Genomic DNA, 21462 nt, shown 5'->3' with positions numbered 1-21462 from the left:
GTGGGCCTGCGGAGCGGTGGGGCGGGGGCTGCGGCGGCGCGGCGCCCGGGGTTCAGGGGCGGGGGCGGGCGGGGGTGCGCGGGGAGAGGTGGCGGGCGAGTACGTCGAGGGCGTCGGTGACTTCTTCGAGCTGCTCGGGGGTGCTGTCACCGAGGGCTGCGGCGAGAGCGTCGTCGATGGTGGTGGCCCGGACCTCGGCGACGCGGCCGGAGAGATGGGGGGCCTGGCGGACGAGGAGGCGGCGGCGGTCGGCGGGGTCGGGGGCGGTGATGACGGCGCCCGCTTCCTTGAGGCGGGCGACGGCGGTGGAGACCTGGCTCTGGGGCAGGCCGGTGCGGGCGGCGATCTCGCCGACGGCGCTGTCGGGGTGGGTGGCGAGGTCGCTGGCGACGATGAGGACGGACCGGGTGCTGCCGCCGTAGCGTGCGGTGCCTCCTTCGGGTTCCGGCATCGCGGTTTCGCCGATCTTCATCAGGGTGCGGCCGAGGAGGAAGAGGTCGACTCCGTTCATGACCCCAGATTACATCAGGAGAGATGCATCTAAGTGGATGCGTTGGGGGTCGGCCACCGGCCGGGCGGCGGCGGACCGCGGCGCCGGGGGTCGCCTGCCGCGGGGCCGGGCGCCGCCTGCCGCGGGGGCCAGGCCGGCGCCGGACGGAGACCGACAGGGGCCGGTGGACCCCTTCCGGCGATGCATCTTTTTCGATCCATCTATCTTGATGCATCCAAATAGATGGGTTACCGTCCTGGCAGGCACCCGGGCACCGCCGGGGCGGAGAAGAAGGAGCACGGACCGTGCGGACGTGGCGAGCAAACCCGTGGGCCGTCCTGGTGACCCTCTCGCTCGGGTTCTTCATGACCCTGCTGGACCTGACGATCGTGAACATCGCGATCCCGGACATGATGAACAGCCTGGACGCCTCGCTCGACCGGACGCTCTGGGTGGTCAGCGGTTACGCCCTGGCCCTCTCGGTCCTGATCATCACGGCGAGCCGGCTCGGCGACCTGCACGGGCCGCGGAACCTGTTCGCGGCCGGCCTTGCGGTCTTCACCCTCGCCAGCGTCGCCTGCGGGCTCGCCCCCACCGCGACGGCCCTCATCGCCGCCCGGGCCGTCCAGGGCCTGGGCGCAGCCCTGCTCACCCCGCAGACGACGACCCTCGTCGTCGCCGTCTTCCCCGCCGAGCGGCGCGGCAGGGCCATGGGCGTGTGGGGCATGGTCGCCGGGCTGGCCACCCTCTCCGGGCCCACCCTGGGCGGTTTCCTCGTCTCCGCCGCGAACTGGCGCTGGATCTTCCTGGTCAACGTGCCGGTCGGGGCGGCCGCGCTCGTCCTGACCTTCCTGGTGGTGCCCGACATCCGGCCCGCCCGCGCGCACCGGTTCGACCTGACCGGCCTCCTGCTGTCCGCCGCCGCCCTGCTCTGCCTCGCCTTCGGCCTGCAGGAGGGCGAGAACTACCGGTGGGGTGCGGGCATCTGGGCGCTGCTCGCCGCCGGGAGCGCGCTGGGCGCCGTCTTCGTGCTGCACCAGCGCCGCCGCCAGGACCGCGAACCGCTCATTCCCTTCGCGCTGCTGCGCGACCGCAACTTCACCGCGATGACCGCCCTGGTCGGCCTCGTCTCCGTCGCCATGCTCGGCCTGGTCCTGCCCTTCAACCTCTACCTGCAGTCCGTGCTGCACCTCAGCGCCGTCAAGGCCGGCCTGGTGCTCGCCCCCTCGTCCCTGGTGTCCATGACGGTCGGCCCCTTCGCGGGCCGCCTGGCCGACCGCATCGGCGGCAGGTACGTCCTGCTCACCGGGCTCGGCTGCTACGGCGCCGGCATCCTCGCCATCGCCCTGACCGCCTCGCCCGCCACCGCCTGGTACGCCTTCGTCCCGGCCACCCTGGTCACCGGGCTCGGAGTGGGCTGCATCATCGCCCCCATGTCCGCCGAGGCGATGCGCACCATCCCGCCGCACCTCGCCGGCGCCGCCTCCGGCGTCAACAACACCGTCCGCCAGATCGGCTCCGTGGCCGGCGCCGCCGCCGTCGGCGCCCTGCTGCAGGGCCGCCTCGCCGCAGGGCTCGCCGCCGGCCGGACCTACCCCGCCGCCTTCACCGCCGCCCTGCACACCACCGCCGTCCTGCCGCTGGCCGTGCTGGCCGCCGGGGCGCTGGTCTGCCTGTCGCTGCGCCGCCGCAGCGCGGCCGCCGCACCGGCCGGTGCCCGCCGGCCCGCCGCCGGCCACCGGCCCGCCGCCGACCGCTGACCCGTACGGCACGCGCCCCTCTCCCCCGCACGCCGGCTCCGCCTCGCGGGGGCGGTCAGCGGACCGCGGGCTGGGCGGCCAGGTTGAAGACAACGTGACCCTGCCCCCCGCCCGCCGGGCGAGGGGGCCCGGACGGCGCGGTGCAGGCCGTACGGCACCGGCCGACCGGTACGGCACCGGCACCGGTGCGGTCCGGGCGGCCGGCGTGGTCCGGACGTCGTGGTCCTGGCGGACAGGCCGTGCGGGCAACCGGCCTGCGGGCACGGCGTTGTGACGGGCCGTCAGCCGTGGCTGACTGCGTGCCGGCCGCCGGCCCGGCGTCGGACGAAGAACGGGCGGGGCGGGACGGGACTGCGGTCTCCCGCGGCGGGCGGCCCGGTGCCGCGTGCCGGCCGCCGGACCGGGGCCCGTGCAACCGCCCGCCCTCCCTTGATCGTCCCCGCCCCCGGGGAACCGTGACGGGAGGGGATCATGTGGTGCGGGATCACATACGTCTTGAGGACGAGGGCCGGGGGGAGATGACGTGAGTTTCCTGCTCTGTCTGCTGGCCGTCCTGGTCGCGGTCGTCTCCGGCGTGGTGCTCCTGGGCCGGGGACTGGCCTGCGTCTGGAGAGGCGGGCTCGCGCGCTCGCTCCGCGGTCTCGCGTACGTCGTCGCGGCGGGCGCGGCCGTGATGTACGCCTGGGGAATGCTGTACGTCGCGGGCGCGGCGCTGGAGGCGGAGGACGGCGGGGCGGACTCCTCGCCCATCCGGCCGTGCCGCACGGGCGTGCAGGAACGCGACTACTGGATCGACGACTACCACGTCTGGTGGGTACCGGTCCGCTTCGTGTGCCATCGAAGCGACGGGACCACCTACGACCGGGAGGTCCCGGGATACGTGAACCCGGCACTGGCCGGCCTCACGGTCAGCGCAGCGGCCCTGGCCGTATACGCCCGGTCCGTATCCTCCCGATCCTCCCGGTCCATCTCCGCCCGGTCCGCGGACGAGCGCGCGCGGAGGCCGTGAACATGCTGGCGTTCTACGCCGTGCCGCTGATCAGTCTCCTCCTGTTCACGGCCGGATCCGTTGCGTACCTGCTGTGGGCGGCCCGGCGCCGTCCGTCCCGGCAGACCCGCTGGGCCGTCATCGGCGCGGGTGTGGCGGTGCTCGGATACGCGGGTGCCGTGGTGTACGGGCTGGCCTTCACCGACCCCGTGCAGGTGTGCGGCCAGAAGACGCTCGACAACGACTTCCCGCTGGTGCGCGTGCGCGTGAACGCCTTCCCGCCCGACGTCGCCTGCTACTGGAGCGACTCGGGGACCTATGGACCGTCGCACCCCACAGCCCTGGGCACGTGGGTCATGTGGGCAGGCACCGGGGTCCTGGTCGTGGCCCTCTCCGTCATCCTGATCGGGCGGAGGTCGCGGGCCTCGCGCTGGGTGCGGGCCGGTGCGATCTGGTCGCCGCTGGTGGCCGCCATGATCTGGGTGACCGGCGTCGGCCCCGCGATGGAACTCTCACGGACCGAGCTCTACGACGAGTGCCTGCACGACAAGACGGTCCCGCCGGAAACCAAGCTGATCCGGATCGACGTACTGGACATCGAAAGGACCGTCTTTCCGCCCTCCCTCACCTGCACGTACTCCGACAGCGAGGCCGACCTCCTCGCACCCGAGCGGACCGGCCTGCTCGGGTGCGGTGTCGCCTTCGTGGCGTTCGCGGGGACCGCCCTGCCCCAGGCCGCACGAGCGGGCCGGCCCAGGCCAGGCATGTGAGATGGGAGACGGGCATGGCCTTCCACCACCGGGGCGGTGCCGGAACGGCGCCGGCGTGCCGCTGCTGACGGGGCCGGGCCGAGGGGAGTTCGGCCCGGGCCGGTGAGCAGCGGCGGTCATATCGCGGTCGCGGGGAGCGTGGTGGTCACGGCCTTGGGAGCGTGGTGGTCAAAGGCCCAGGGAGATGGCCAGCCGGGTGAGTTCGGCGGTGCTGTTGATGTTGAGCTTGGCCCGGATACGGCGGAGGTAGGCGTCGACGGTGTGCTTGGAGAGCCCCATGTGGCGGGCCGTCTGCAGGTAGGTGCGCCCTGCGGCGATATGTCGCAGCGTCTCCTGCTCACGGGGGGCCAGCGCGGGGACGGGGGCTTCGGCGTGCGGCGTGGCGAGTGTGAGGCTCATGGGATTTCCTCCGACGTGTCGGCTCGGTCGTCGCTGCTCACACCCTTGAAAGCAGGGGACATATGACCGAATAAGGCTTTTTGTCCGCTTTACATAAAGAGTGGCCGGGGGACTTCATGACGGTGTCCGCCGACTGTCACAGGCCTGTCACAGGCAATCCCCGCGGGTTTGCAGCGGCGCGGTCACGGACGAGGCGGCGGGCCGCGCCCCCGGTGACGGCGCCGGGTTGGTGCTCCGTGCCCCCCGGGATCATGCTTGTCAGGAGAGCCCCCGGCCGTGCAGGTTCCCGAAGGGCGAGATGAGCGGCGATGGAGCGACTTCCCACCCATCCTGGTGAGCGGCCACACGAGTCGGACGCCTCTCCCGGTCCGGCCCGCACGGCCCCTCCCACTCCCCCTCCCGCGGCCACCGCCGCCGTCGACGCGCGGGGCATCGTGACGGAGTGGAGCGAAGGGGCCCGGCAGTTGCTCGGCTACCTGCCCTCGGAGGTCGTGGGACAGCCCGCCGCCCGTCTGCTCGCCGACGACGCCGGCACGGCCGGCGCGGCGGCGCTGCGGGACGCGGCCGGACAAGAGCGGTGGAGCGGCACCGTGGCACTGCGGCACCGCGACGGCCGCCGGCTGCGGCGGGAACTGCTGGCGCACCGCCGTACGGCGGACGGCCCCGTCACCGAGTGGCTCGTGGTGTCCGCCGTGACCGGCACACCCGAGGGGCAAACGCCCCCCGGCCCGCCCGAAGGAGAAGCAGCCGGGAGCGGGACGCCCGGGAACGAGGCCGCCGGAAGCGGGACGTACGGGAGCGAGGCGGCCGGGAGCGGGACGTACAGGAGCGGTCGGCTGGGGGAATGGGCGTTTCGCCAGTCGCCCTGTGTCCTGGCCGTCTTCGACGCGGACCTGCGGCTGGTGCGGGCCAACGCCGGTATGGAGCAGGTGCTGTCCCGCACCGAGGACCAGATGCGCGGGCGGCGCCTGCCGGAGATCGTGCCGCATCCGGTGAGCGACGAGACCGAGGCGAAGATGCGCCGGGTGCTGGAGGGCGGCGGCCCGCAGCATCTGCGGGCGGGCGCCGGCCCCGCGGGCACCGGGGCGGACGACGGCTGGTCGACCTCCCTCGTCCCGCTGAAGGACCCCGCCGGGCGCGTGCGCGCGGTGTGCCTGGCGGCGCACCAGCGGCTCCAGGAGCATCTCGCCCGGCAGCGGATGCTCCTGCTGAGCGAGGCCTCGGCCCGCATCGGCACCACCGCGGACAGCGGGCGCACCGCGCAGGAACTGGCCGACATCGCCGTCCCGCGGCTCGCGGACTTCGCCGCCGTCGATCTGCTGGACGCCCCCCGGCACGGCGGCGAGCCCTCCCCCGCCGCCCCGGCCAGGCCCCTCGCCACGACCCGTACCGCGGTGCGCTCGGTCCTCGACGACGGCCCCGCCGCCTCCGCGGCGGGCGCAAAGACCCTCCACCCGGCCCTGTCACCGGTGGCCCGGTGCCTGGCCCAGGGCCACGGCGCCCTGTACGACGCGGCCGACCCCGACCTCCTGCGGTGGGCGCGGCAGGACCCGGGAGCCGCCCGGCTCCTGGGCAGCACAACGCACTCGGTGATGGTGGTGCCGATGCGGGCCCACGGCGCCACGCTCGGCGTGGCCCTCTTCGGCCGGCACCGGCGCGCGGAGCCCTTCGAGGCGGACGACCTGTGGCTGGCCGAGGAACTCACCGCCAAGGCGGCCGTCAGCATCCACACCACCCGCCGCGACAGCCGGGAGCACACCAGCACCATGACCCTGCAGCGCAGCCTGCTCCCGCAGACGCTGCCCGAGCAGGGAGCCCTGGACATCGCCACCCGCTATCTGCCCGCCGGCACCCGGGCCGGCGTGGGCGGCGACTGGTTCGACGTCATCCCGCTGTCCGGTGCGCGGGTGGCCCTGGTCGTGGGCGACGTGGTCGGCCACGGCATCCGCGCCTCCGCCACCATGGGCCGGCTGCGCACCGCGGTGCGCACCCTGGCGGATGTCGACCTGCCGCCCGACGAACTGCTCACCCACCTCGACGACCTCGTCCTGCACCTGTCCGCCGACGAGGGCGGCACGGACGGCGCCGAGGAGAGTGCCGGGGGCATCGGCACCACCTGTCTGTACGCGGTCTACGACCCGGTCTCGCGCCGCTGCGCCCTCGCCCGGGCCGGCCACCCGCCGCCCGCCGCGGTCACCCCGGACGGCGCCGTCCGCTTCCTCGACGTCCCGGCCGGCCCGCCGCTGGGCCTGGGCGGCCTGCCGTTCGAGACCTTCGAGACCGAACTGCCCGAGGGCAGCCTCCTGGCCCTCTACACCGACGGTCTGCTCGCCGCCCGCGACCACGACATCGACGAGGCGCTGGACAAGATGTTCGCCGCCCTCGCCCGCCCCGCGAAGACCCTCGACACGGTCTGCGACAGAGTCCTCACCGCCATGCTGACCCACCGTCCCGACGACGACATCGCCCTGCTCGTCGCCCGCACCCGGGCCCTGCACGCCGACCGGGTCGCCGCCTGGGACCTGCCCTCCGACCCGGCCGTCGTCGCCCGGGCCCGCAAGCACGCCACCGAGCAGCTGACCGCCTGGGGGCTGGACGACGCCGCCTTCATCACCGAACTGACGGTCAGTGAACTGGTCACCAACGCCATCCGCTACGGCCGGCCGCCCATCCAGCTGCGGCTGATCCACGAGGAATCCACGCTGACCTGCGAGGTCTTCGACTCCAGCAGCACCGCCCCGCACATGCGGCGCGCCCGGACCTTCGACGAGGGCGGGCGGGGCCTGCTGCTGGTCGGCCAGCTCGCCCGGCGCTGGGGCACCCGGCACGCCCTCACCGGCAAGACCGTCTGGGCCGAGCAGTCCCTCTCCCCCGGCTGACCGCCGCCCGTGGGCACGGTCACCGCGCGCCCTTCAGACCGGTTTTGCGCTAGAGGCGTACGACGACCAGGGCGACGTCGTCGCGTCCGCCGCTGCTGACACCGAGGCGGGCGAGCAGCATGTCGGCCAGGCGTTCGGGAGCAAGACGGGTGTGGCGGGTGAGAGTGTCGGTGAGCCGGCGCAGGCCGACGTCGATGTCCTCTCCCCGGCGTTCGATGAGCCCGTCGGTGTAGAGCACGAGGGTGTCTCCCGGGGTGTAGGGCAGCTCGGCCTGGGGGCGGGGCACGTGGCGGGGGCGGGCGCCCAGCGGGGGGTCGGTGGCCTGGTCGAGCAGTTCGAAGGAGCCGCCGGGATGCACCAGGACGGGCGGGAGATGGCCCGCGTTGCTGTAGCGGATGCGGTGGCCCTGGTCGTCGATGACGGCCTCGGCCGCGGTGGTGGCCAGCGCCCCTTCCACCGAGCGGGCATACAGGCCCAGTACCTCCAGCGCTCTGGCCGGCTCGTGCAGGGCGCGGACCGCCGCGGACAGGGCGCTGCGGAGCATGCCCATCGTCGCGGCGGCCTCCAGGCCGTGTCCGACGACGTCGCCGACGGCCACGGCGAAGCCGCCGGGCAGATCGACCACGTCGTACCAGTCGCCGCACACGTTCAGGGACCCGGCGGCGGGCATGTAGCGCACCGCGATGTCCTGGTGGCCCGCCAGGTCAGGCGATTGCAGCATGGCCTCCTGCAGGGTGACGGCGACCTGGCGTTCCCGGGCGTGCGCCTTGCGCAGTTCCTCGTTCAGCTGCTGCAGTTCGCGCGCCCGCGCATACAGCTCGGCCTCCATCGCCTCCCGCTCGCCCAGCACGCCGGCCCATCGCTCGCGCGGAAGGCGGGACATGACGAACTCGGTCACGTCCTCCACCCGGTGGATGATCCACTCCACCTGCCCGTCCGGCCCGAGCACCGGGGTGTTGATCGGCGACCACCAGCGCTCCTCGAACGCACCCGGACGGCCGGTGACGGGGATGTCGTACTTCTGCACCGCCATGGTGTCCGGTTCCTTCGAACGCAGCACCCAGTGCAGGGAGGCGCTCAGATTCCGCACCCCGTCGGCGTCCGGGTCCGCGGGATTGTCGGGGAAGGCGTCGAAGATATACCGCCCGACCAGTTCCGTCCGGGTGCGGGCGGTCGCCAGGAGGTAGGCCCGGTTGACGGCCACGATCACCAGGTCGCGGCCCAGCACCAGATACGGGCTGGGGGTGGCGGCGAACAGCGCCCGGTAGTCCATCCGCTCCCTCACCACACGCGCTCCCTACCGCCCCGATGCCACGGTCCTCACCCCGCCCCCGAAACCACTCGACCACGACACGGGGCCGCCCGCGCTGCGGGAACCCCGGCCCCGGTCCGCCGCCGGCTGGACCGCGCCGCCGGGCGGGCGTTCCATCGAAAGGTGGCTCCTTTGCGTATCGACGTGCACGCCCACCTGTGGACCGCGGGGTATCTCGACCGCCTCGAGCGCCTGGGGAAGACCGATACGGGCACCCAGCGCGGGATCGGCGCCGACGCGACCGCGGCCGATCTGGACCGTCGTTTCGCGCTGATGGACCGGGCGGGCATCGACCTCCAGGTGCTCTCGGTGGCCCCGCAGTCCCCGCACCTGGCCGGGGAGTCCGACGCCGTGGCGCTGGCCGGCGCGGCGAACGAGTCGTACGCGGAGCTGGCGGCCCGCTTCCCCGGACGCTTCCGGATCTTCGCCGCGCTGCCCCTCCCCCACACCGACGCGGCCCTGCGGGAGCTCACCCGCGCCTTCGACGACCTCGGGGCGGTCGGTGTCGGCGTGACCACGACCGTGCTCGGCCGCACACTCGCCGTTCCTTCGCCGTCCTGTACATCCACTGTTCCTAGCGCTGTTGGCCGATATCGTCCAACTCGCCACAATCCAGACAGGTGGTCCGGTGGCCCTCCGAACGGTCTTGAGGACCGGGGAGCAGCACGAGTTGTTCGCCTCGGCACAGCTGGGTCTTGCCGCCCTCGGGGGGCGTGCCCACTGTCCTGGGCGGACTCGTGGTCCCGCGTGGCCTGGGTACGGGTCCGGTCTGGCCGGTAGCTCTCCGCCGCCCGATCCTCTGGTCGGGAGCGGTCACACCTGGCCGACGCCGGACCCGATGGCCCAGGCCGCGCCTGCCGATCGCCACCGCGGCACCGTGGTGGCGGGTGACGGTGGTCTTGGTCTGCTGCTGCAGGGGGCGCTGCCAGTACCGGCCGCCCCAGATGCTGGTGTACGCCGGGTCGACGGCGATCACGACAAGCCCGGCGTGGCAGGCCATGCCGCGCAGGCGTTCCCGGAACCTGGCGGTGGGCATGCCCGCGACCGTACGGCGGAACTGCTTGCCGCGTCTGCCGCGGCCCATGGTCTCCCGCCCCGTGGCTCGGGCGTCGGCGAAGCCGAGGTCCTCGATCACGAGTCCGGCGCAGCCCTGCCGCTTCGCGATGCCCAGGAGCCCGGTGATCGCGGTTCGCAGACGCCCGTCCCGTGTCGTGGTGGGCCCGGTCAGATCCAGCGGCACCGTGTGTGGTGCGCCGATGGGGTTGCCGTGCCCGTCGAGCACGACGGCGGCCAGGTGGTCGGCGTTGAGGTCCACCGCGAGCAGCCGCTCGCCCCGCTGTCTGATCTCGTCCGGGGTGGGCGGGGGCGTGGTGTCGGCGGACCAGGACGCGTCCAGGTACCAGCGGCCCCGGGCCGGGTCGCGCACGATGTCGTAGCGCACGGCCCGGTGCGCGCTCACGCGATCCAGCCACTCCTCCCGGCGGTGGTGGAAGCCGACGGTGCAGGCCAGCCGGTAGCGGCCGCGCGGGATGTTGGCCAGGTGCCGCAAGGGCTCCGGCAGCACCAGCGTCACCGAGCCGTCGTGCGGGACGACGGTGATCGTGTAGTTGCCGTGTGGAGCGCCGGACTCTCCGTCCGCGGTCAGGAACAGGCGGACGGCATCCCAGCGTTGCCGCCACTCCTGCTCGGTGAGACGGGCATCGGCGAGGTGGTGCCGCACTCTGGCCAGCCGTCGGCCGCCCACGACGACGGCGGGACGCCCAGCCGTGATCCGCCCCTCTACCACCGCGAGCCGACTGGTGAGCGCCTGCCTGCGGCACTGCTTCTGGAAGCGTTCGTTCTGGTCGGGGTAGCCGCGCACCCGGCCCCTGCGTTGTCCGCATGGCACCGCCAGCCGCGTGTCGATCGTGCTGATGGCACGGCGCAGTCCGGCGCGCTCGTCGTACAGGCAGCGCACTGACAGCTGATACTGGTCCTCCGAGGCGCGGGTCATCGCCCCCGCCCAGCGCGAGGAGGAAACGGCCGTCAGCTTCCTCTTTCGCGCGGCACGCTCCGTATCCTTCCGGGACATGTTTCCGAGGGCGACACGCGCCATGAGATCGGATCGCTGATGACCGCCGAGATGCTCACCCACCCGGGTCACAACCCTCTCGTCCGCCGCATTGAGGCGGAGCCGGTCCCGGATCCGGGCACCCGAGGGCGCGGCAATGGTGAACGGAGCGGCCAAGGGCCGCAGTTCGCGCTTCTTCTCACGTTTACGTCCCATCGACCCTCCCCTCTCACCTCGTGACGACAAACGTATCGGCCACCGCTGACAACCGACGTCTGCCAAGATCCGTTCACCCGTACGAGCCCCGGTGGCCCGCATCGGCCAACAACTGAACCAACAGTTGTCGACCCGGCCGGCGAAGACGCCGCCAGCCCGGCACCGGACGTGCTCCAGCAGCTTCGCCCAGGTCCCCTCCGTCGGCTCGCCTCTGCCCACCGCGTGATCACTTATTGCGAGGGCGGGGCACTGTTGGCGCTCGGCCGGTCCTGCGAGGCCTCGACGGTGCGCTGCCGGCACTCCTGAAGAGCCTGCTCCACATCCCGGTCTTCCTCACTGCCGACCTGCAGCAGCAGTTCGCCGGCCGTGCACAAGGCCGCCCAGTACTCCGCGTGTCTGCCCCGCTCGCGACGAGGGACCGTCCGCGCCAGCAACAAGAAGGCACCGGTCAGTTCACCTCTTCCGAATCTGCGGGAAAGCCCGAGCGCATGACCGCTGCGCAGACCACCCGATGCCCCCATGGCCGCCTTCAGCAGACGCTGAATCTCGGTACCGCGCTCGCCCAAGGGCCGGGGAACGTCGAACAGCCCGACCGACTCGAGAACCTCACCGCACAGCACCTCCTCCCCCGGGTGAAAGTGCGAAGGGAACTCTCCCGCGCCGTGACCGAGCCGCTGCTTCACGTCGGATGCCGGGACCTCGAGTGCGAGGCACACGGCCCACACCGACGCGGTCCAGTCCCCGGTCTGCGCCGCCAGTTCGGCGAACACGCGGACAGGTGCACCTCCCGCCTCCAGGCTGCTGCGTGCCCGCATCACCAAAGCGCCGTCGGCGACGGTCCCGCTGTCTGCCGTTCTCATAGTCCCCCACCCACCCCGTCCCCCCTGTTCAAACAACCTCACCCTGTTCAAGGGATGCTCCTACACAGAACGGACAGTCACCACCAGCCATGACGGCCTTGCTCCGCGACGCCCCGCGGCCGGGCGGCTCGCAGGTCCGGCGCTGCGTCATTGTCTGCCGGACAGGGCCTGGCGGGCAGACGCCGGCTCCAGGGACCGGCAAGCGTCAGCCGGCGCCGCCGGTGCCGCCGCGGCCGCCCATGCCGCCGCTCTCACAGCCGAGCCCGAGGCAGATCCCGCCGGTGCCGCCCTTACCGCCGCGGCCGCCGTCGCCGGTGCCCACCGCGGCTCCGCCCGTGCCGCCGGTGCCGCCGTTGGCGCTGCCGCCGCAGATCCCGGCGCAGATCCCGCCCTGGCCGCCGATACCGCCCTCGCGGCCCGGCGCGCCGGTCGTGCCGGTGCCGCCGTTGGCGCTGCCGTTGCACAGCCCGGCGCAGATCCCGCCCTGGCCGCCGTTGCTCCCGTTGACGGTCCCGTTGCAGTTGCCCGCACACACCCGGTCGCCGATCCGCACGCTGCCGTCGCCCACCTTGACGGTGCCGAACTGGCCACTGCCGAACTGACCGCTGCCGAACTGACCGCTGCCGAACTGACCGCTGGCGAACTGACCGCTGGCGAACTGGCCGCCGCCCGGCTGGGCGCCGTCGGCGGGGAGCTGCCGGGCGGCGGCCACCACGGCCGTACGGCCCTGCGGCACCGGCGCGGCCATCGCGGCCGGCGCCAGCGCGCCGGCCGCCACACCGGCGGTCAGGGCGGTCGAGACCGTGAGACCGAGACGGACCTTCCAAGAACGCATACGCATGGCATTCCTCTTCCCAAAGAATTATTTTCCGTACCGCGGTTTCCGCTGTATCGAATAAACCCGGTCAAGGGCCTCGCCGTCACGGCCCGGGAATTCGGGGCTTGACAGGAACGCCCCGGCCCGCACCGGGCCGGGGCGTCGGAGGAAGTTCCTCAGGAGCCGAAGAGGGAATTCAAACCCATCAGCGCGGCCCAGTCCCCGTCGCGGAACTGCTTGTCCCAGGTGTCGAACTCCTTCTCGGAGATCTTGTACTTCTTGGCGATGTCGGCCTTCTTCGCCTGCCCGGACTCCACGGTCAGCACGATCCGTATCTTGTCCACGCCCGTGAGCTCCGACTTGGGCTTGTCGGGCAGGTCGTCGAACTTGAAGCAGCCGAGCCGGCCGGGCTCACCGGGCTCCCCCGGCCGGCCGGGCTCACCACCCTTGCCGCCTTCCCCGCCCTTCCCGCCCTTCCCGCCCTTCCCGCCTTCCCCGCCATGGCCGCAGTGGGACGGGTCGGCCGGGGCCATCTGGCTGGTGCCTGTGGTGACGCCCGGCGCCGCCTGGGCTGCGCACGCGGTGCCGGTGGCGAGGGCCACCGAGGCCACCGCCAGGACGAGCGGACGCTGCCAGCGAGTTCTGGACATGGGGGTTCTCCGTTTTCCTTGAGCGAGGTTGTGGTTCTGCGGGGCGCAGCGCCGGCCGTCCGGCTCCGCGTCCTGGTCAATGGGGGTGCGGGGGGAAGGGGGTGCGGGGGTGAGGGGTCCGGTGGGGCGGAGGCCGTGCGGGCCTCCGCCCCGGGCGAGACGGTCAGAAGATGCTGCCGCCGCCGGCGCCACCTCCGCCGCCCAGGCCGCCGAAGAGGACGCCGAGCCCGCCCGCGCCGCCCTTGCCTCCGTCGCCGCCCTGGAAGACACCGAAGCCGCCGTTGCCGCCCTTGCCTCCGTTGCCGCCGATGACACCGTCGCCGCCGGAGCCGCCGGAGCCGGCGCTGCCGCCGAACAGGCCGGTGCCGCCGTCGCCGCCCCTGCCTCCGTCGCCGCCGATGACACCGTCGCCGCCGCCACCACCGCCGCCGCCACCGCCGCCGGACAGGATGCCGTCGCCTCCGTTGCCGCCCTTGCCTCCGTCACCGCCGACGCCCAGGACGCTGCCGCCGCCGGAGCCGCCGGAGCCCCCGCCGCCGCCGACGAAGCCGTCACCGCCGGCACCGCCGTCACCGCCGGCACCGCCGCCGTGGACGAAGCTCACGACATGTGCGGCGGGCATCGGGGCGGCCATCGCGGCGGACGCCGGAAGGACGATGCCCCCGGTGATCACCGCGGCCGAGGCGGCGAGTGTCGCGAGGCGGAAGCCCCGGCGCTTGGAACGGACATCGCTGTGGGTGTGAAAAATACGGGTCATGGGTTTTCTCCTACCGATTCAGGGGACTCTTCTGCCCGCCCCGTAAATTCGGGACGACAGCCGGCGGGCCGTTTTACCGGGACCGCCGCACCGGGACAATTCGCGGTTTCGGTGAAAGAGAAAACCCTCTGCCGAAGATTTCCGTCCTACCGTCCTGCCTCATTTATTTTCCGGATTTCCTTTCCGGTGAGGCCCGCACTCCAAGTAGGCCCCACGGGCACTGCACGGTCACGTTCCGAGGAGTCGTGACTTGACCCAGCGGAACGAGTCGGGTAAAGCGCGCAAAAAGATGCCGCACGGCGGTCCTTGGGAACCGTGCGGCGTATGTGCGCCGGCGCTGCTAGGACCCCTCGGGGCCCGGCGGTTGCTGCTGCTCCTGCTCCTGCTCCTGCTCCTGCTCCTGCTGCTGCCCTGTGTCGGCGGGCGGGGGTCCGGAATTCTGGGGCTCCGTGTTCTGGGGCGCGGAGGACAGGGGCGCGGAGGACAGGGGCGCGGAGGACAGGGGTGCCGAGGACAGGGGCGGAGGCTCGGAGGTCTGGGGCGCGGACGTCTTTGGCTCGGGCTGCGAGGAGGCCGGTTCGGAGGACGGGGCCTGCGGCTTCGAGGACTCCTCGGACGACGACGGCGGTGACGACGGCTGGGAGGAGCCCGGTGAGGACGGCTTGCCCGACTCCGACGAGGACTTGTCCTTCGACGGTGACGACTCCTTGCCGGACTTCGACGACTCGGAGGACTTGGAGGGCTTGCCCGACTCCGACGACTTGCCCGACTCGGAGGACTTCGACGACTCGGAGGACTTGGAGGGCTTGCCCGACTCCGACGACTTGTCCGATTCCGAGGACTTCGACGACTTGCCCGACTCCGACGACTTCGACGGCTTGCCCGACTCGGAGGACTTCGACGGCTTACCCGACTCCGACGACTTGCCCGACTCCGACGACTTCGACGGCTTGCCCGACTCCGACGGCTTGGACGGCTTGCCCGGTCCCTGCGAGGTGTCGCCGTTCGAGGGCGTCTGTTCCCTGCCCGTTGTGGACGGCTTCGGTGGCGGCGGGGGCGGTGGCGGTGGCGGTGTCGTCTTCTTGTCGTACTCGCCGCGGTGGTCGCCCTGGTCCCGTGTGAACCATTCGCCCTTCTTCTGGCCCGCCACGACGAACTTCTTCACCGGGCGGGGCGCCGGCGCGACGACGACCACGTGCGAGGGCCGGTAGCCGGACCACGGCTGGCCCACCGGTCTGGGGGCGGCACTCTGCTGCGCGGCCGGCGGTGTCAGCGGGTTCCCGCAGGCGCAGCGCACCCGCGGTACCCCGCGCCCGTCGACCAGGACGGCGGTGCCCGCCTGCAGCACGGCCTGATAGGTGGTGGCAGAACCGTTGCGGTAGCCGTGGTTGGTGACCCGGGTGTCCGCCCGGAGCTGTACGGGGGTGAGGGTGCGCAGATAGCCGGGGACGGCGGAGGGCTGGATGCCCAGTACCGAGGCGAAGGCCGCGTTCTTCGACGGTTCCGCCTTGAGGGCGGTGATCTGCTTCTCCACGTCGCAGCTGGCGACGTTGCGTGTCCCGCCGTAGAGGCCGGGGGCGTCACCGCTCACGCTCTGTACCGCGTTGTCCGTGCCCGTGGCCGTGGAGGGCAGCGAGGGTGTCGCCGTCGGCGCGGTGCTCTCCTTCGCGGTCGACTCCGTGAACGGGTCCGCGCCCGTGCTCCCGGCGGACTGCAGGAAGACCTCGCCCCGCTGCTGGTTCGAGGTGTCGTCGGAGCGGGTGAACACGAGGATCAGGGCCACCGCCGCCACGATGGCGGTGGCGACCACGGCCACCCGGGGCGCGGACTTCCACCACGGGTGGTGCGGGCCCTCGTCGCCTCCCGGGCCCCCGCCGCCGGATCCGCCGGGCGGGCCGGCCGGCGGTCCGGACCGCCCGCCGCCGAGGCGGGTTTCGGCGTCCGGGGGTGTGGGCCGGTCCGGCTGGGAAGGCCCCGCCAGCGGCCCCGACGGAGGACCTTTGGGACGGCCGGACGACGGTTGGGACGACGACGGTTCGATGCTCACGAGCTCCACTCCCGGCATCGGGGCCTGCGGCACACAGGCCAGCGGCACAGCCTCAGGAAACCCGCAACACAACCTCCTGCCGTCGGCCCCGCCCCCTCGCCCTCCGCCCGCCGGTTCCTCTTCACACCATTGTGTGCGGCCGTCCCGCGCACCTCGCAAGCCGACGGCCCCGCACCCGGCAGGAGCGGGCAGGGCCGCACCGGGGGCGGGCGGCGTGCGGCTATCCGGGGGTACGGCCGAAGACCGGCCGGGCCCACTCCGGCGGATCCGGCACCGGCTCCGGCTCGGGTGCCCGCGGGGCTTCGGCGACCGCGGAAACCACCTGGGTCGGCGCGTGCACGTCCTTGCCGACAGCGGCAGCGGCGCCCGCGCCGCTCGCGGCGGTCCGCAGTGCCGCCACGAACTCCAGGCAGGAGTCGTAACGGTCCTCGGGGACCTTCGCCAGGGCCTTGGCCAGCACGCCGTCCAGCGCCGGCGGGATGCCCGGCCGCTGCTCGCTCAGGGGCGGCGGCTGGTCGTACTGGTGCGCCCACAGCAGCGCCATGTCGTCGTCCCGCTGGAAGGGCGGGCCGCCCGCGAGGGTTTCGTAGACGACGCAGGCGAAGCCGTACAGATCGCACCGGCCGTCCACCGGGCGGCCCGAGATCTGCTCCGGGGCCACGTAGTCGAGCGTGCCGACGAACTCGCCGACGGTCGTGAACCCGGTCAGCGACAGCGACTTCTTCGTCAGCCCGAAATCCGTGAGGTAGACGTACTCGGGATGATCACTGTCCGTGCCCCGGGCCACCAGGATGTTGCCGGGCTTGACGTCCCGGTGCACCAGGTCGTGTTCATGGGCCGCGTCCAGCGCCGACGCCACCTGCCCGGCGATCCGCAGCGCGGTCGTCACCGGCAGCGGGCCGTCCCGGTCGAGCAGGGCCCGCAGATCCAGCCCCGAGACGTACCGCATGGCGATGTACAGGACACCGTCCGTCTCACCGGCCTCGAAGACCGGCACGATGTGCGGGTGGTCGATGGCGGCGGCCACCAGCGACTCGTGCGTGAAGCGGCGCCGGAAGGTGTCGTTGCGGGCCAGTTCCGGGGCGAGCAGTTTCAGCGCGACCGTACGGTCCAGACGCAGGTCCTTGGCGCAGTACACGACGGCCATGCCCCCGCGGCCGATCTCGCGCTCCACCCGGTAGCCCGCGATCTGCGCCCCGATCAGGCCCGAGGCCCGGCCGGAGTACAGCTCCATGCCCCCCGACGCCGCACCCATCACACACCGCCGCCGGCCCGCCGTGCGAGCGTCCCGGGGCAGCCCCCCGCGCCGCCGGAGCCGACTCCCGGAGCGGGTCCCGGCGCAGCCGTGTGGACGGGCCGCTCACCCATGCCCGAATTCTATCCAGCGCTTTCTCCAGGCGCTTGATCACGGCCGGTCCGCAGACGGGCGTCCCGGACGCATCCTTCGGATTCGGGGTCGGGTTCGGGTTCGGGGGGCGGGGTCAGGGCGTGGGGCACAGGGTCAGGTGGCGGCGGGCGGACGGCCGGGGCCGGGGCCCCGCGGGCGGGACCGGGGCTGGGGCAGAGGCGAGGGCGGGAGTGGGGGTGGGGGCGGGAGGGAGGGTGCGGGCGGGGCGGGGGCGTTGTGCACCGGCGGTCTCCTCGCGGACGACTTCCCGCAGGGCGCGGCCGAAGCGGGCGATGTCCTGGGGGGTGGTGTCGGGGCCGAGGGAGGCGCGCAGGGCGGTGGTGGCGCCGGAGCGGGGCAGGTGGAGCGGGGTTTCCTGCGCGACCGTCTTCCACAGGACGACGCCGCGGGCCGCCAGCCGGCGGCGGACGAGCGCGGCGGGCAGGTCGCGGTGGCGGAAGGCGAGGATGGCGGACTGGACCCGGCCCGGGGCGATCAGTTCGGTGCCGGGGCACTCCTCGACGGCGGCGCGCAGGGCGGGCAGGAGCCCCTGCCCGGCCAGGCCGGCGGGCCCGTCGGTGGTGGCCGTGGCGGTGTGGTGGGCCAGGGCGGCGTTCAAGCCCGCGACGGCCGCGTTCGGCGGCAGGGGGCGGTGGGCGGCGGCGTCCTCGAACGCGGCACGCAGCCGGGGCGCCAGGAAGGCGAACCCGACGGCGTAGGGGCCGCGCAGGAAGCGCCAGCCGTCCCCCGTCAGCAGCTGGCAGCCGATGCGGCCGCCATCCACGGGGAGCTGGCCGGCGGAGTAGGAGGCGTCGACGGCGTACACGCACCGGTACGGGGCGAGGATCTGCCCGATCTCCTCGACCGGGTTGACGATTCCGCAGCCGGAGGGGACGTGGACGACCGAGACGAGGGCGACGTCGTCGTCGATGTGCCGGGCCATCCACTCCAGGTCCAGGTCCCCGTCCTCGCGCAGCGGGACGACCTCCACCGTGCAGCGGGTGCGGTCGCGCAGGGCGTAGAGGGCGGTCAGGCGGGCGGCGCTCTCGTAGGGGGTCGTCCAGACGCGCTCGCCGCGGCCGGGGGTGAGGCGGGAGACCAGCGCGTCGAAGGCGCCGGCGGCGTCCGTGACGACGGCGGTGTCGGCGGCCGGGACGCCGAGCAGAGCGCCGAGGCGCTCGTGGACCTCGGTGCGCAGGACGTCCTCGAGGTCCTCCTCGAGCTCGTGCGGGCCGTAGCGGTCCTCGCGGCTCGCGCAGTCGGCGACGAGTGCGCGGACGGCGGCGGGCATGGTGCCCCAGCCCGCCGTGTCCAGGTGGACCGTCCGGCCCTCCTGGTCCGCGGGCTGCGTGCGGTCCGTGCCGTACGCGTGGTCCGTGCCGTACGTGTGGTCCCTGTGGTCCGTGGATGACGGCGTCGCGTTCATTTCCGGGGCCTCCCCCCGCTGTCGCCAAATATTGCCAACTTGCTTGGCAATACATTGCCCAGCGCGAGGCCGTGATGGCAACGGGGGCTCCGGCGGCGCTCTAGCGGAGGGGCCGCGAAAGTGCTGTTCAACCCGCTCGGGTTCGGCTCCGTACGCCCCAGGGAGCCGGGTGTTTGACAAACTTTGCCAGGCATCTGCGCAGGCGGTACGGCGTCTCTCGCCGGCCTCCAGCCCATCTCCAGCGAATACCGAGCAGATCCCGAGGAGGCGTTGCCAAGCTTCTTGGCAAGAAGTTACCAACGCAGATTCGCTTCATTGCCACGGAGGAGCTGTCATGAAGAACCTCGTCGCCCGCCTCGCCGTCACCGCCGCCACCGCCGCCGTCGCCTCCGCCGTACTCACCGCCGGCGGCATCAGCACCGCCGCGGACGGCATCGGCTGGCCCAAGGCGGCGAGCACCACGACCGCCTCCTCCATCGGCTGGCCGAGGACGGCCGGCACCGTCTCCGCCGCCTCCGCCACCGACGACATCGGGTGGCCCAAGACCACCGCCACCACCGCCGCGGCCACGGACGACATCGGCTGGCCGAAGGGCACCGTCACCACCGTCTCCGCCACCGGCGACATCGGCTGGCCCAAGGTCACCGTCGTCTCGGCGAACGGCGACATCGGCTGGCCCAAGACCACCGCCACCGCCACCGCCGTCTCCGCCACCGACGACATCGGGTGGCCGGTCGCGGGCGGCAGCGCGGCCGTCTGAGGGTGCCGCCCGCCCTCGCCGCGGCCACCCCGTCCCCGCGCGTGCGCGGAACGCTCCCCCGCGCTCCCCGTACGACGTCCACCGGACCACCACCCACCGGACCACCCGCCCGAACCCGTGAGGCCCCCGCCGGCAGCAGCACCGTGGCGGGGGCTTCGGTCATGTCCCGGGGCGGGCCCGCGGCCTGAGCGGGCGTCCACGGCAACTCGAGCGGGACACGGCACGGTGCTGCCCGGAGCACCGCTTCGCCTCTCCCGTGTCCCGGAAGGAAGTCGCCCAATGGCCCACACACCGTGGAACGCGAAGTTCGAGGACGTCCTGCGCCAGGGCCTGCCGGGGCTCGGCAAGGACAAGGAGCCCGCCGCCGACGTCCCGATGGAGGCCTACGGGCTGGACTCCATGGCGCTCATCGGCATCGTCAGCGCGCTGGAGTCCGCGTTCCGCGTCAGCCTCGCCGGCCAGATCGTCGTCCCGGTGCACGCCCTGAGCGCCGGCCAGCTCTGGGGCATCCTCTCCGCCGCGCTGGCCCCGGCATGGGACGAGAGCCGGCCCGCCGCGGGCGCCCGCCGCACGCGCGACCTGGGCCCCTGGGCCGTGGCCTGAGCGCCGACGGCATGCCGGCCCCCGGCAGTGCAACCGCATCTGACGGTTACGGCCTCGGCGTCTGCCGTGGAAGCGGCGGGCTCGGGCCGGGTGATCTAGTGCCGTATCAGGCAACGTTTGCCCTGTTGACGATGGCTCGTAGGCGCTGGTCGTCGGCGTGACGGTTTCGCCAGATGATGTAGCGCCGGATCATGCTGCCCTGCTCCTTGTGGCTGGCGTGATCGGTGCCGTCGAGGGTGAAGTAGCGCAGGGCGGTGAACTGGGCCTCGATGCGGTTGAGCCAGGAGCTGTTGGTCGGGGTGTAGGCGATCTCGACGTTGTTGACTTGGGCCCAGTCACCTACTCGGGTGTCGCGCCTGGTGGTCAGGTGCGGGGAGAAGTTGTCGACCACGATGGCGATGCGGATCTCGGGCGGGTAGAGGCTGCGCAGATAGCGGCAGAACCCCAGGACCTTCGTTCGCGTCTTGGTCTTGTTGATGTGGCCGTAGAGCTTGTCCTTGCCCAGGTCGTAGGCGGCGAACAGGTGGCGGACTCCATGCGGGCGGGTGTAGGTCGCCCGCCGCCGCGGCCTGGGCTCGCGCTCGGGATCCTTGTGCTTGCCGCCGCGTTCGGCCCACTGCCTGCCTGGGTGCGGCTGGAGGTTGAGCGGACCGAACTCATCAACGCATAAGACCACGACCGGCTCACCGTCTTCGGGTATGACCTCGCCGTCGGCGATCGCGTAGAGGTGCTCGATACGAGCCTTCTCTGTGGCGTAGTCGGGGTCGCGCGAGGCCTTCCAGGTCTTCACGCGTTGAAAGGAGACGCCCTCCTCGCGGAGCGCGATGCGCAGGCCCTCGTGGCTGATGTCGTCGACCACCCCCTCAGCGACCAGGAAGTCGGCCAGCTTGGCCAGGCTCCAGGTCGAGAACGGCAGGCCGTGCTCGGCCGGCTTGGAGTTGGCGATCTTCTTGACCTCGCGCCGCTCGGGCAGCGTAAGAGTCCTCGGGTGACCGCCCTTGTACTTGGGGTAGAGCGACTCGAAGCCGTCGGTGTTGAAGTCGTGAATCACATCGCGGACCCGATCCGCGCTGGTGAACGTCACCTCGGCGATCTCCGCCACCGCCATGCCCTGTGCTGACAGCAGCACCATCTGGGCCCGCCGCCACGTCACGACCGAGCCGGTGCCTCTGCGGATGATCCGCTGCAACCTCCGGCCTTCATCGTCATCGATCTCACGAACCCGTACACGTTCTGCCACCCGGACAGACTCATGGTGACGCACCGCCTGCGCCAGCACCCGAGCGGCGCG

Annotated in this window: 17 protein-coding genes and 2 pseudogenes; 7 read left to right on the top strand and 12 right to left on the bottom strand. The window is 72.8% G+C overall.

Features of this window, described 5'->3' with window-relative positions:
• Positions 1-52 precede the first annotated feature (52 nt).
• Entirely contained in the window at positions 53-511 is a 459-nt protein-coding gene (locus ACZ7M3_RS50620; protein WP_472073305.1) for a MarR family winged helix-turn-helix transcriptional regulator, read from the bottom strand.
• A 284-nt stretch (positions 512-795) separates the two neighbouring features.
• Between ACZ7M3_RS50620 and ACZ7M3_RS50615 the strand changes: the two genes are divergently transcribed.
• The 3 genes from ACZ7M3_RS50615 (at position 796) to ACZ7M3_RS50605 (ending at position 4008) form a co-directional block, all read left to right on the top strand.
• A complete protein-coding gene (locus ACZ7M3_RS50615) occupies positions 796-2250 on the top strand; it encodes a DHA2 family efflux MFS transporter permease subunit (RefSeq protein WP_472073303.1) in 1455 nt (484 codons plus the stop codon).
• 523 nt (positions 2251-2773) lie between these two features.
• Entirely contained in the window at positions 2774-3259 is a 486-nt protein-coding gene (locus ACZ7M3_RS50610) for a hypothetical protein (RefSeq protein ID WP_472073301.1), read from the top strand.
• Positions 3260-3261: 2 nt separating this feature from the next.
• The gene (locus tag ACZ7M3_RS50605) at positions 3262-4008 is read left to right on the top strand and encodes a hypothetical protein (protein WP_472073299.1); all 747 of its coding nucleotides are present in this window, start codon (positions 3262-3264) and stop codon (positions 4006-4008) included.
• Positions 4009-4176: 168 nt separating this feature from the next.
• On the opposite strand, the gene ACZ7M3_RS50600 is transcribed toward ACZ7M3_RS50605, so the two are convergent.
• Positions 4177-4407 (bottom strand): response regulator transcription factor, encoded by a 231-nt coding sequence (locus ACZ7M3_RS50600; protein WP_060900198.1) that lies wholly within the window; start codon positions 4405-4407, stop codon positions 4177-4179.
• Between the two features lie 308 nt (positions 4408-4715).
• On the opposite strand from ACZ7M3_RS50600, the gene ACZ7M3_RS50595 reads away from it, so the two are divergent.
• Positions 4716-7286, top strand: coding sequence for a SpoIIE family protein phosphatase (locus tag ACZ7M3_RS50595; RefSeq protein ID WP_472073297.1), 2571 nt, complete (start codon positions 4716-4718; stop codon positions 7284-7286).
• Between the two features lie 49 nt (positions 7287-7335).
• Here the strand turns inward: ACZ7M3_RS50595 and ACZ7M3_RS50590 are convergent, their stop codons facing one another.
• On the bottom strand, positions 7336-8559 hold the full coding sequence (locus ACZ7M3_RS50590; protein ID WP_472073331.1) for a PP2C family protein-serine/threonine phosphatase: 1224 nt from the start codon (positions 8557-8559) through the stop codon (positions 7336-7338).
• A 162-nt stretch (positions 8560-8721) separates the two neighbouring features.
• On the opposite strand from ACZ7M3_RS50590, the pseudogene ACZ7M3_RS50585 reads away from it, so the two are divergent.
• Positions 8722-9222 (top strand): annotated as a pseudogene (locus ACZ7M3_RS50585) (amidohydrolase family protein); the annotation flags it as partial.
• Here the strand turns inward: ACZ7M3_RS50585 and ACZ7M3_RS50580 are convergent.
• The 8 genes and pseudogenes from ACZ7M3_RS50580 to ACZ7M3_RS50545 form a co-directional block, all read right to left on the bottom strand.
• Positions 9173-10864 (bottom strand): hypothetical protein, encoded by a 1692-nt coding sequence (locus tag ACZ7M3_RS50580; RefSeq protein WP_472073295.1) that lies wholly within the window; start codon positions 10862-10864, stop codon positions 9173-9175. The pseudogene ACZ7M3_RS50585 and the gene ACZ7M3_RS50580 sit on opposite strands and share 50 nt — an antisense overlap.
• Positions 10865-11094: 230 nt before the next feature.
• A complete protein-coding gene (locus ACZ7M3_RS50575) occupies positions 11095-11634 on the bottom strand; it encodes a hypothetical protein (protein WP_472073293.1) in 540 nt (179 codons plus the stop codon).
• 295 nt (positions 11635-11929) lie between these two features.
• Complete coding sequence (locus ACZ7M3_RS50570) at positions 11930-12565, bottom strand: hypothetical protein (protein ID WP_472073291.1); 636 nt, start codon at positions 12563-12565, stop codon at positions 11930-11932.
• Positions 12566-12717: 152 nt separating this feature from the next.
• Entirely contained in the window at positions 12718-13191 is a 474-nt protein-coding gene (locus ACZ7M3_RS50565) for a DUF1153 domain-containing protein (RefSeq protein WP_472073289.1), read from the bottom strand.
• Positions 13192-13354: 163 nt separating this feature from the next.
• Positions 13355-13948 (bottom strand): hypothetical protein, encoded by a 594-nt coding sequence (locus ACZ7M3_RS50560; protein ID WP_355436652.1) that lies wholly within the window; start codon positions 13946-13948, stop codon positions 13355-13357.
• A 754-nt stretch (positions 13949-14702) separates the two neighbouring features.
• Positions 14703-15995: pseudogene (locus ACZ7M3_RS50555) on the bottom strand (DUF6777 domain-containing protein); the annotation flags it as partial.
• Between the two features lie 220 nt (positions 15996-16215).
• Positions 16216-17229, bottom strand: coding sequence for a serine/threonine-protein kinase (locus tag ACZ7M3_RS50550; RefSeq protein ID WP_472073287.1), 1014 nt, complete (start codon positions 17227-17229; stop codon positions 16216-16218).
• Between the two features lie 247 nt (positions 17230-17476).
• Positions 17477-18808 (bottom strand): aminotransferase class V-fold PLP-dependent enzyme, encoded by a 1332-nt coding sequence (locus ACZ7M3_RS50545; RefSeq protein ID WP_472073285.1) that lies wholly within the window; start codon positions 18806-18808, stop codon positions 17477-17479.
• 334 nt (positions 18809-19142) lie between these two features.
• On the opposite strand from ACZ7M3_RS50545, the gene ACZ7M3_RS50540 reads away from it, so the two are divergent.
• Entirely contained in the window at positions 19143-19568 is a 426-nt protein-coding gene (locus ACZ7M3_RS50540; RefSeq protein WP_472073283.1) for a hypothetical protein, read from the top strand.
• A gap of 279 nt (positions 19569-19847) precedes the next feature.
• Complete coding sequence (locus ACZ7M3_RS50535) at positions 19848-20171, top strand: acyl carrier protein (protein ID WP_472073281.1); 324 nt, start codon at positions 19848-19850, stop codon at positions 20169-20171.
• A gap of 106 nt (positions 20172-20277) precedes the next feature.
• Here ACZ7M3_RS50535 and ACZ7M3_RS50530 read toward each other — a convergent pair whose 3' ends face one another.
• Positions 20278-21411, bottom strand: coding sequence for an IS630 family transposase (locus tag ACZ7M3_RS50530; RefSeq protein ID WP_472073279.1), 1134 nt, complete (start codon positions 21409-21411; stop codon positions 20278-20280).
• Between the last annotated feature and the right edge of the window lie 51 nt (positions 21412-21462).

This window comes from Streptomyces sp. NPDC111656, assembly GCF_055656965.1.
Note: the sequence above shows the minus strand (reverse complement) of the source record. Positions and strands in the feature narration are given on the sequence as shown.

Excerpts from the sequence above, each read along its gene's own strand:
- ACZ7M3_RS50620 (WP_472073305.1), bottom strand. The coding sequence starts at position 511 with ATGAACGGAGTCGACCTCTTCCTCCTCGGCCGCACCCTGATGAAGATC.
- ACZ7M3_RS50580 (WP_472073295.1), bottom strand. The coding sequence starts at position 10,864 with ATGGGACGTAAACGTGAGAAGAAGCGCGAACTGCGGCCCTTGGCCGCT.
- ACZ7M3_RS50560 (WP_355436652.1), bottom strand. The coding sequence starts at position 13,948 with ATGACCCGTATTTTTCACACCCACAGCGATGTCCGTTCCAAGCGCCGG.
- ACZ7M3_RS50535 (WP_472073281.1), top strand. The coding sequence starts at position 19,848 with ATGGCCCACACACCGTGGAACGCGAAGTTCGAGGACGTCCTGCGCCAG.
- ACZ7M3_RS50605 (WP_472073299.1), top strand. The coding sequence starts at position 3,262 with ATGCTGGCGTTCTACGCCGTGCCGCTGATCAGTCTCCTCCTGTTCACG.
- ACZ7M3_RS50590 (WP_472073331.1), bottom strand. The coding sequence starts at position 8,559 with ATGGACTACCGGGCGCTGTTCGCCGCCACCCCCAGCCCGTATCTGGTG.
- ACZ7M3_RS50600 (WP_060900198.1), bottom strand. The coding sequence starts at position 4,407 with ATGAGCCTCACACTCGCCACGCCGCACGCCGAAGCCCCCGTCCCCGCG.
- ACZ7M3_RS50550 (WP_472073287.1), bottom strand. The coding sequence starts at position 17,229 with ATGGAGCTGTACTCCGGCCGGGCCTCGGGCCTGATCGGGGCGCAGATC.
- ACZ7M3_RS50540 (WP_472073283.1), top strand. The coding sequence starts at position 19,143 with ATGAAGAACCTCGTCGCCCGCCTCGCCGTCACCGCCGCCACCGCCGCC.
- ACZ7M3_RS50565 (WP_472073289.1), bottom strand. The coding sequence starts at position 13,191 with ATGTCCAGAACTCGCTGGCAGCGTCCGCTCGTCCTGGCGGTGGCCTCG.
- ACZ7M3_RS50570 (WP_472073291.1), bottom strand. The coding sequence starts at position 12,565 with ATGCGTATGCGTTCTTGGAAGGTCCGTCTCGGTCTCACGGTCTCGACC.
- ACZ7M3_RS50545 (WP_472073285.1), bottom strand. The coding sequence starts at position 18,808 with ATGAACGCGACGCCGTCATCCACGGACCACAGGGACCACACGTACGGC.
- ACZ7M3_RS50595 (WP_472073297.1), top strand. The coding sequence starts at position 4,716 with ATGGAGCGACTTCCCACCCATCCTGGTGAGCGGCCACACGAGTCGGAC.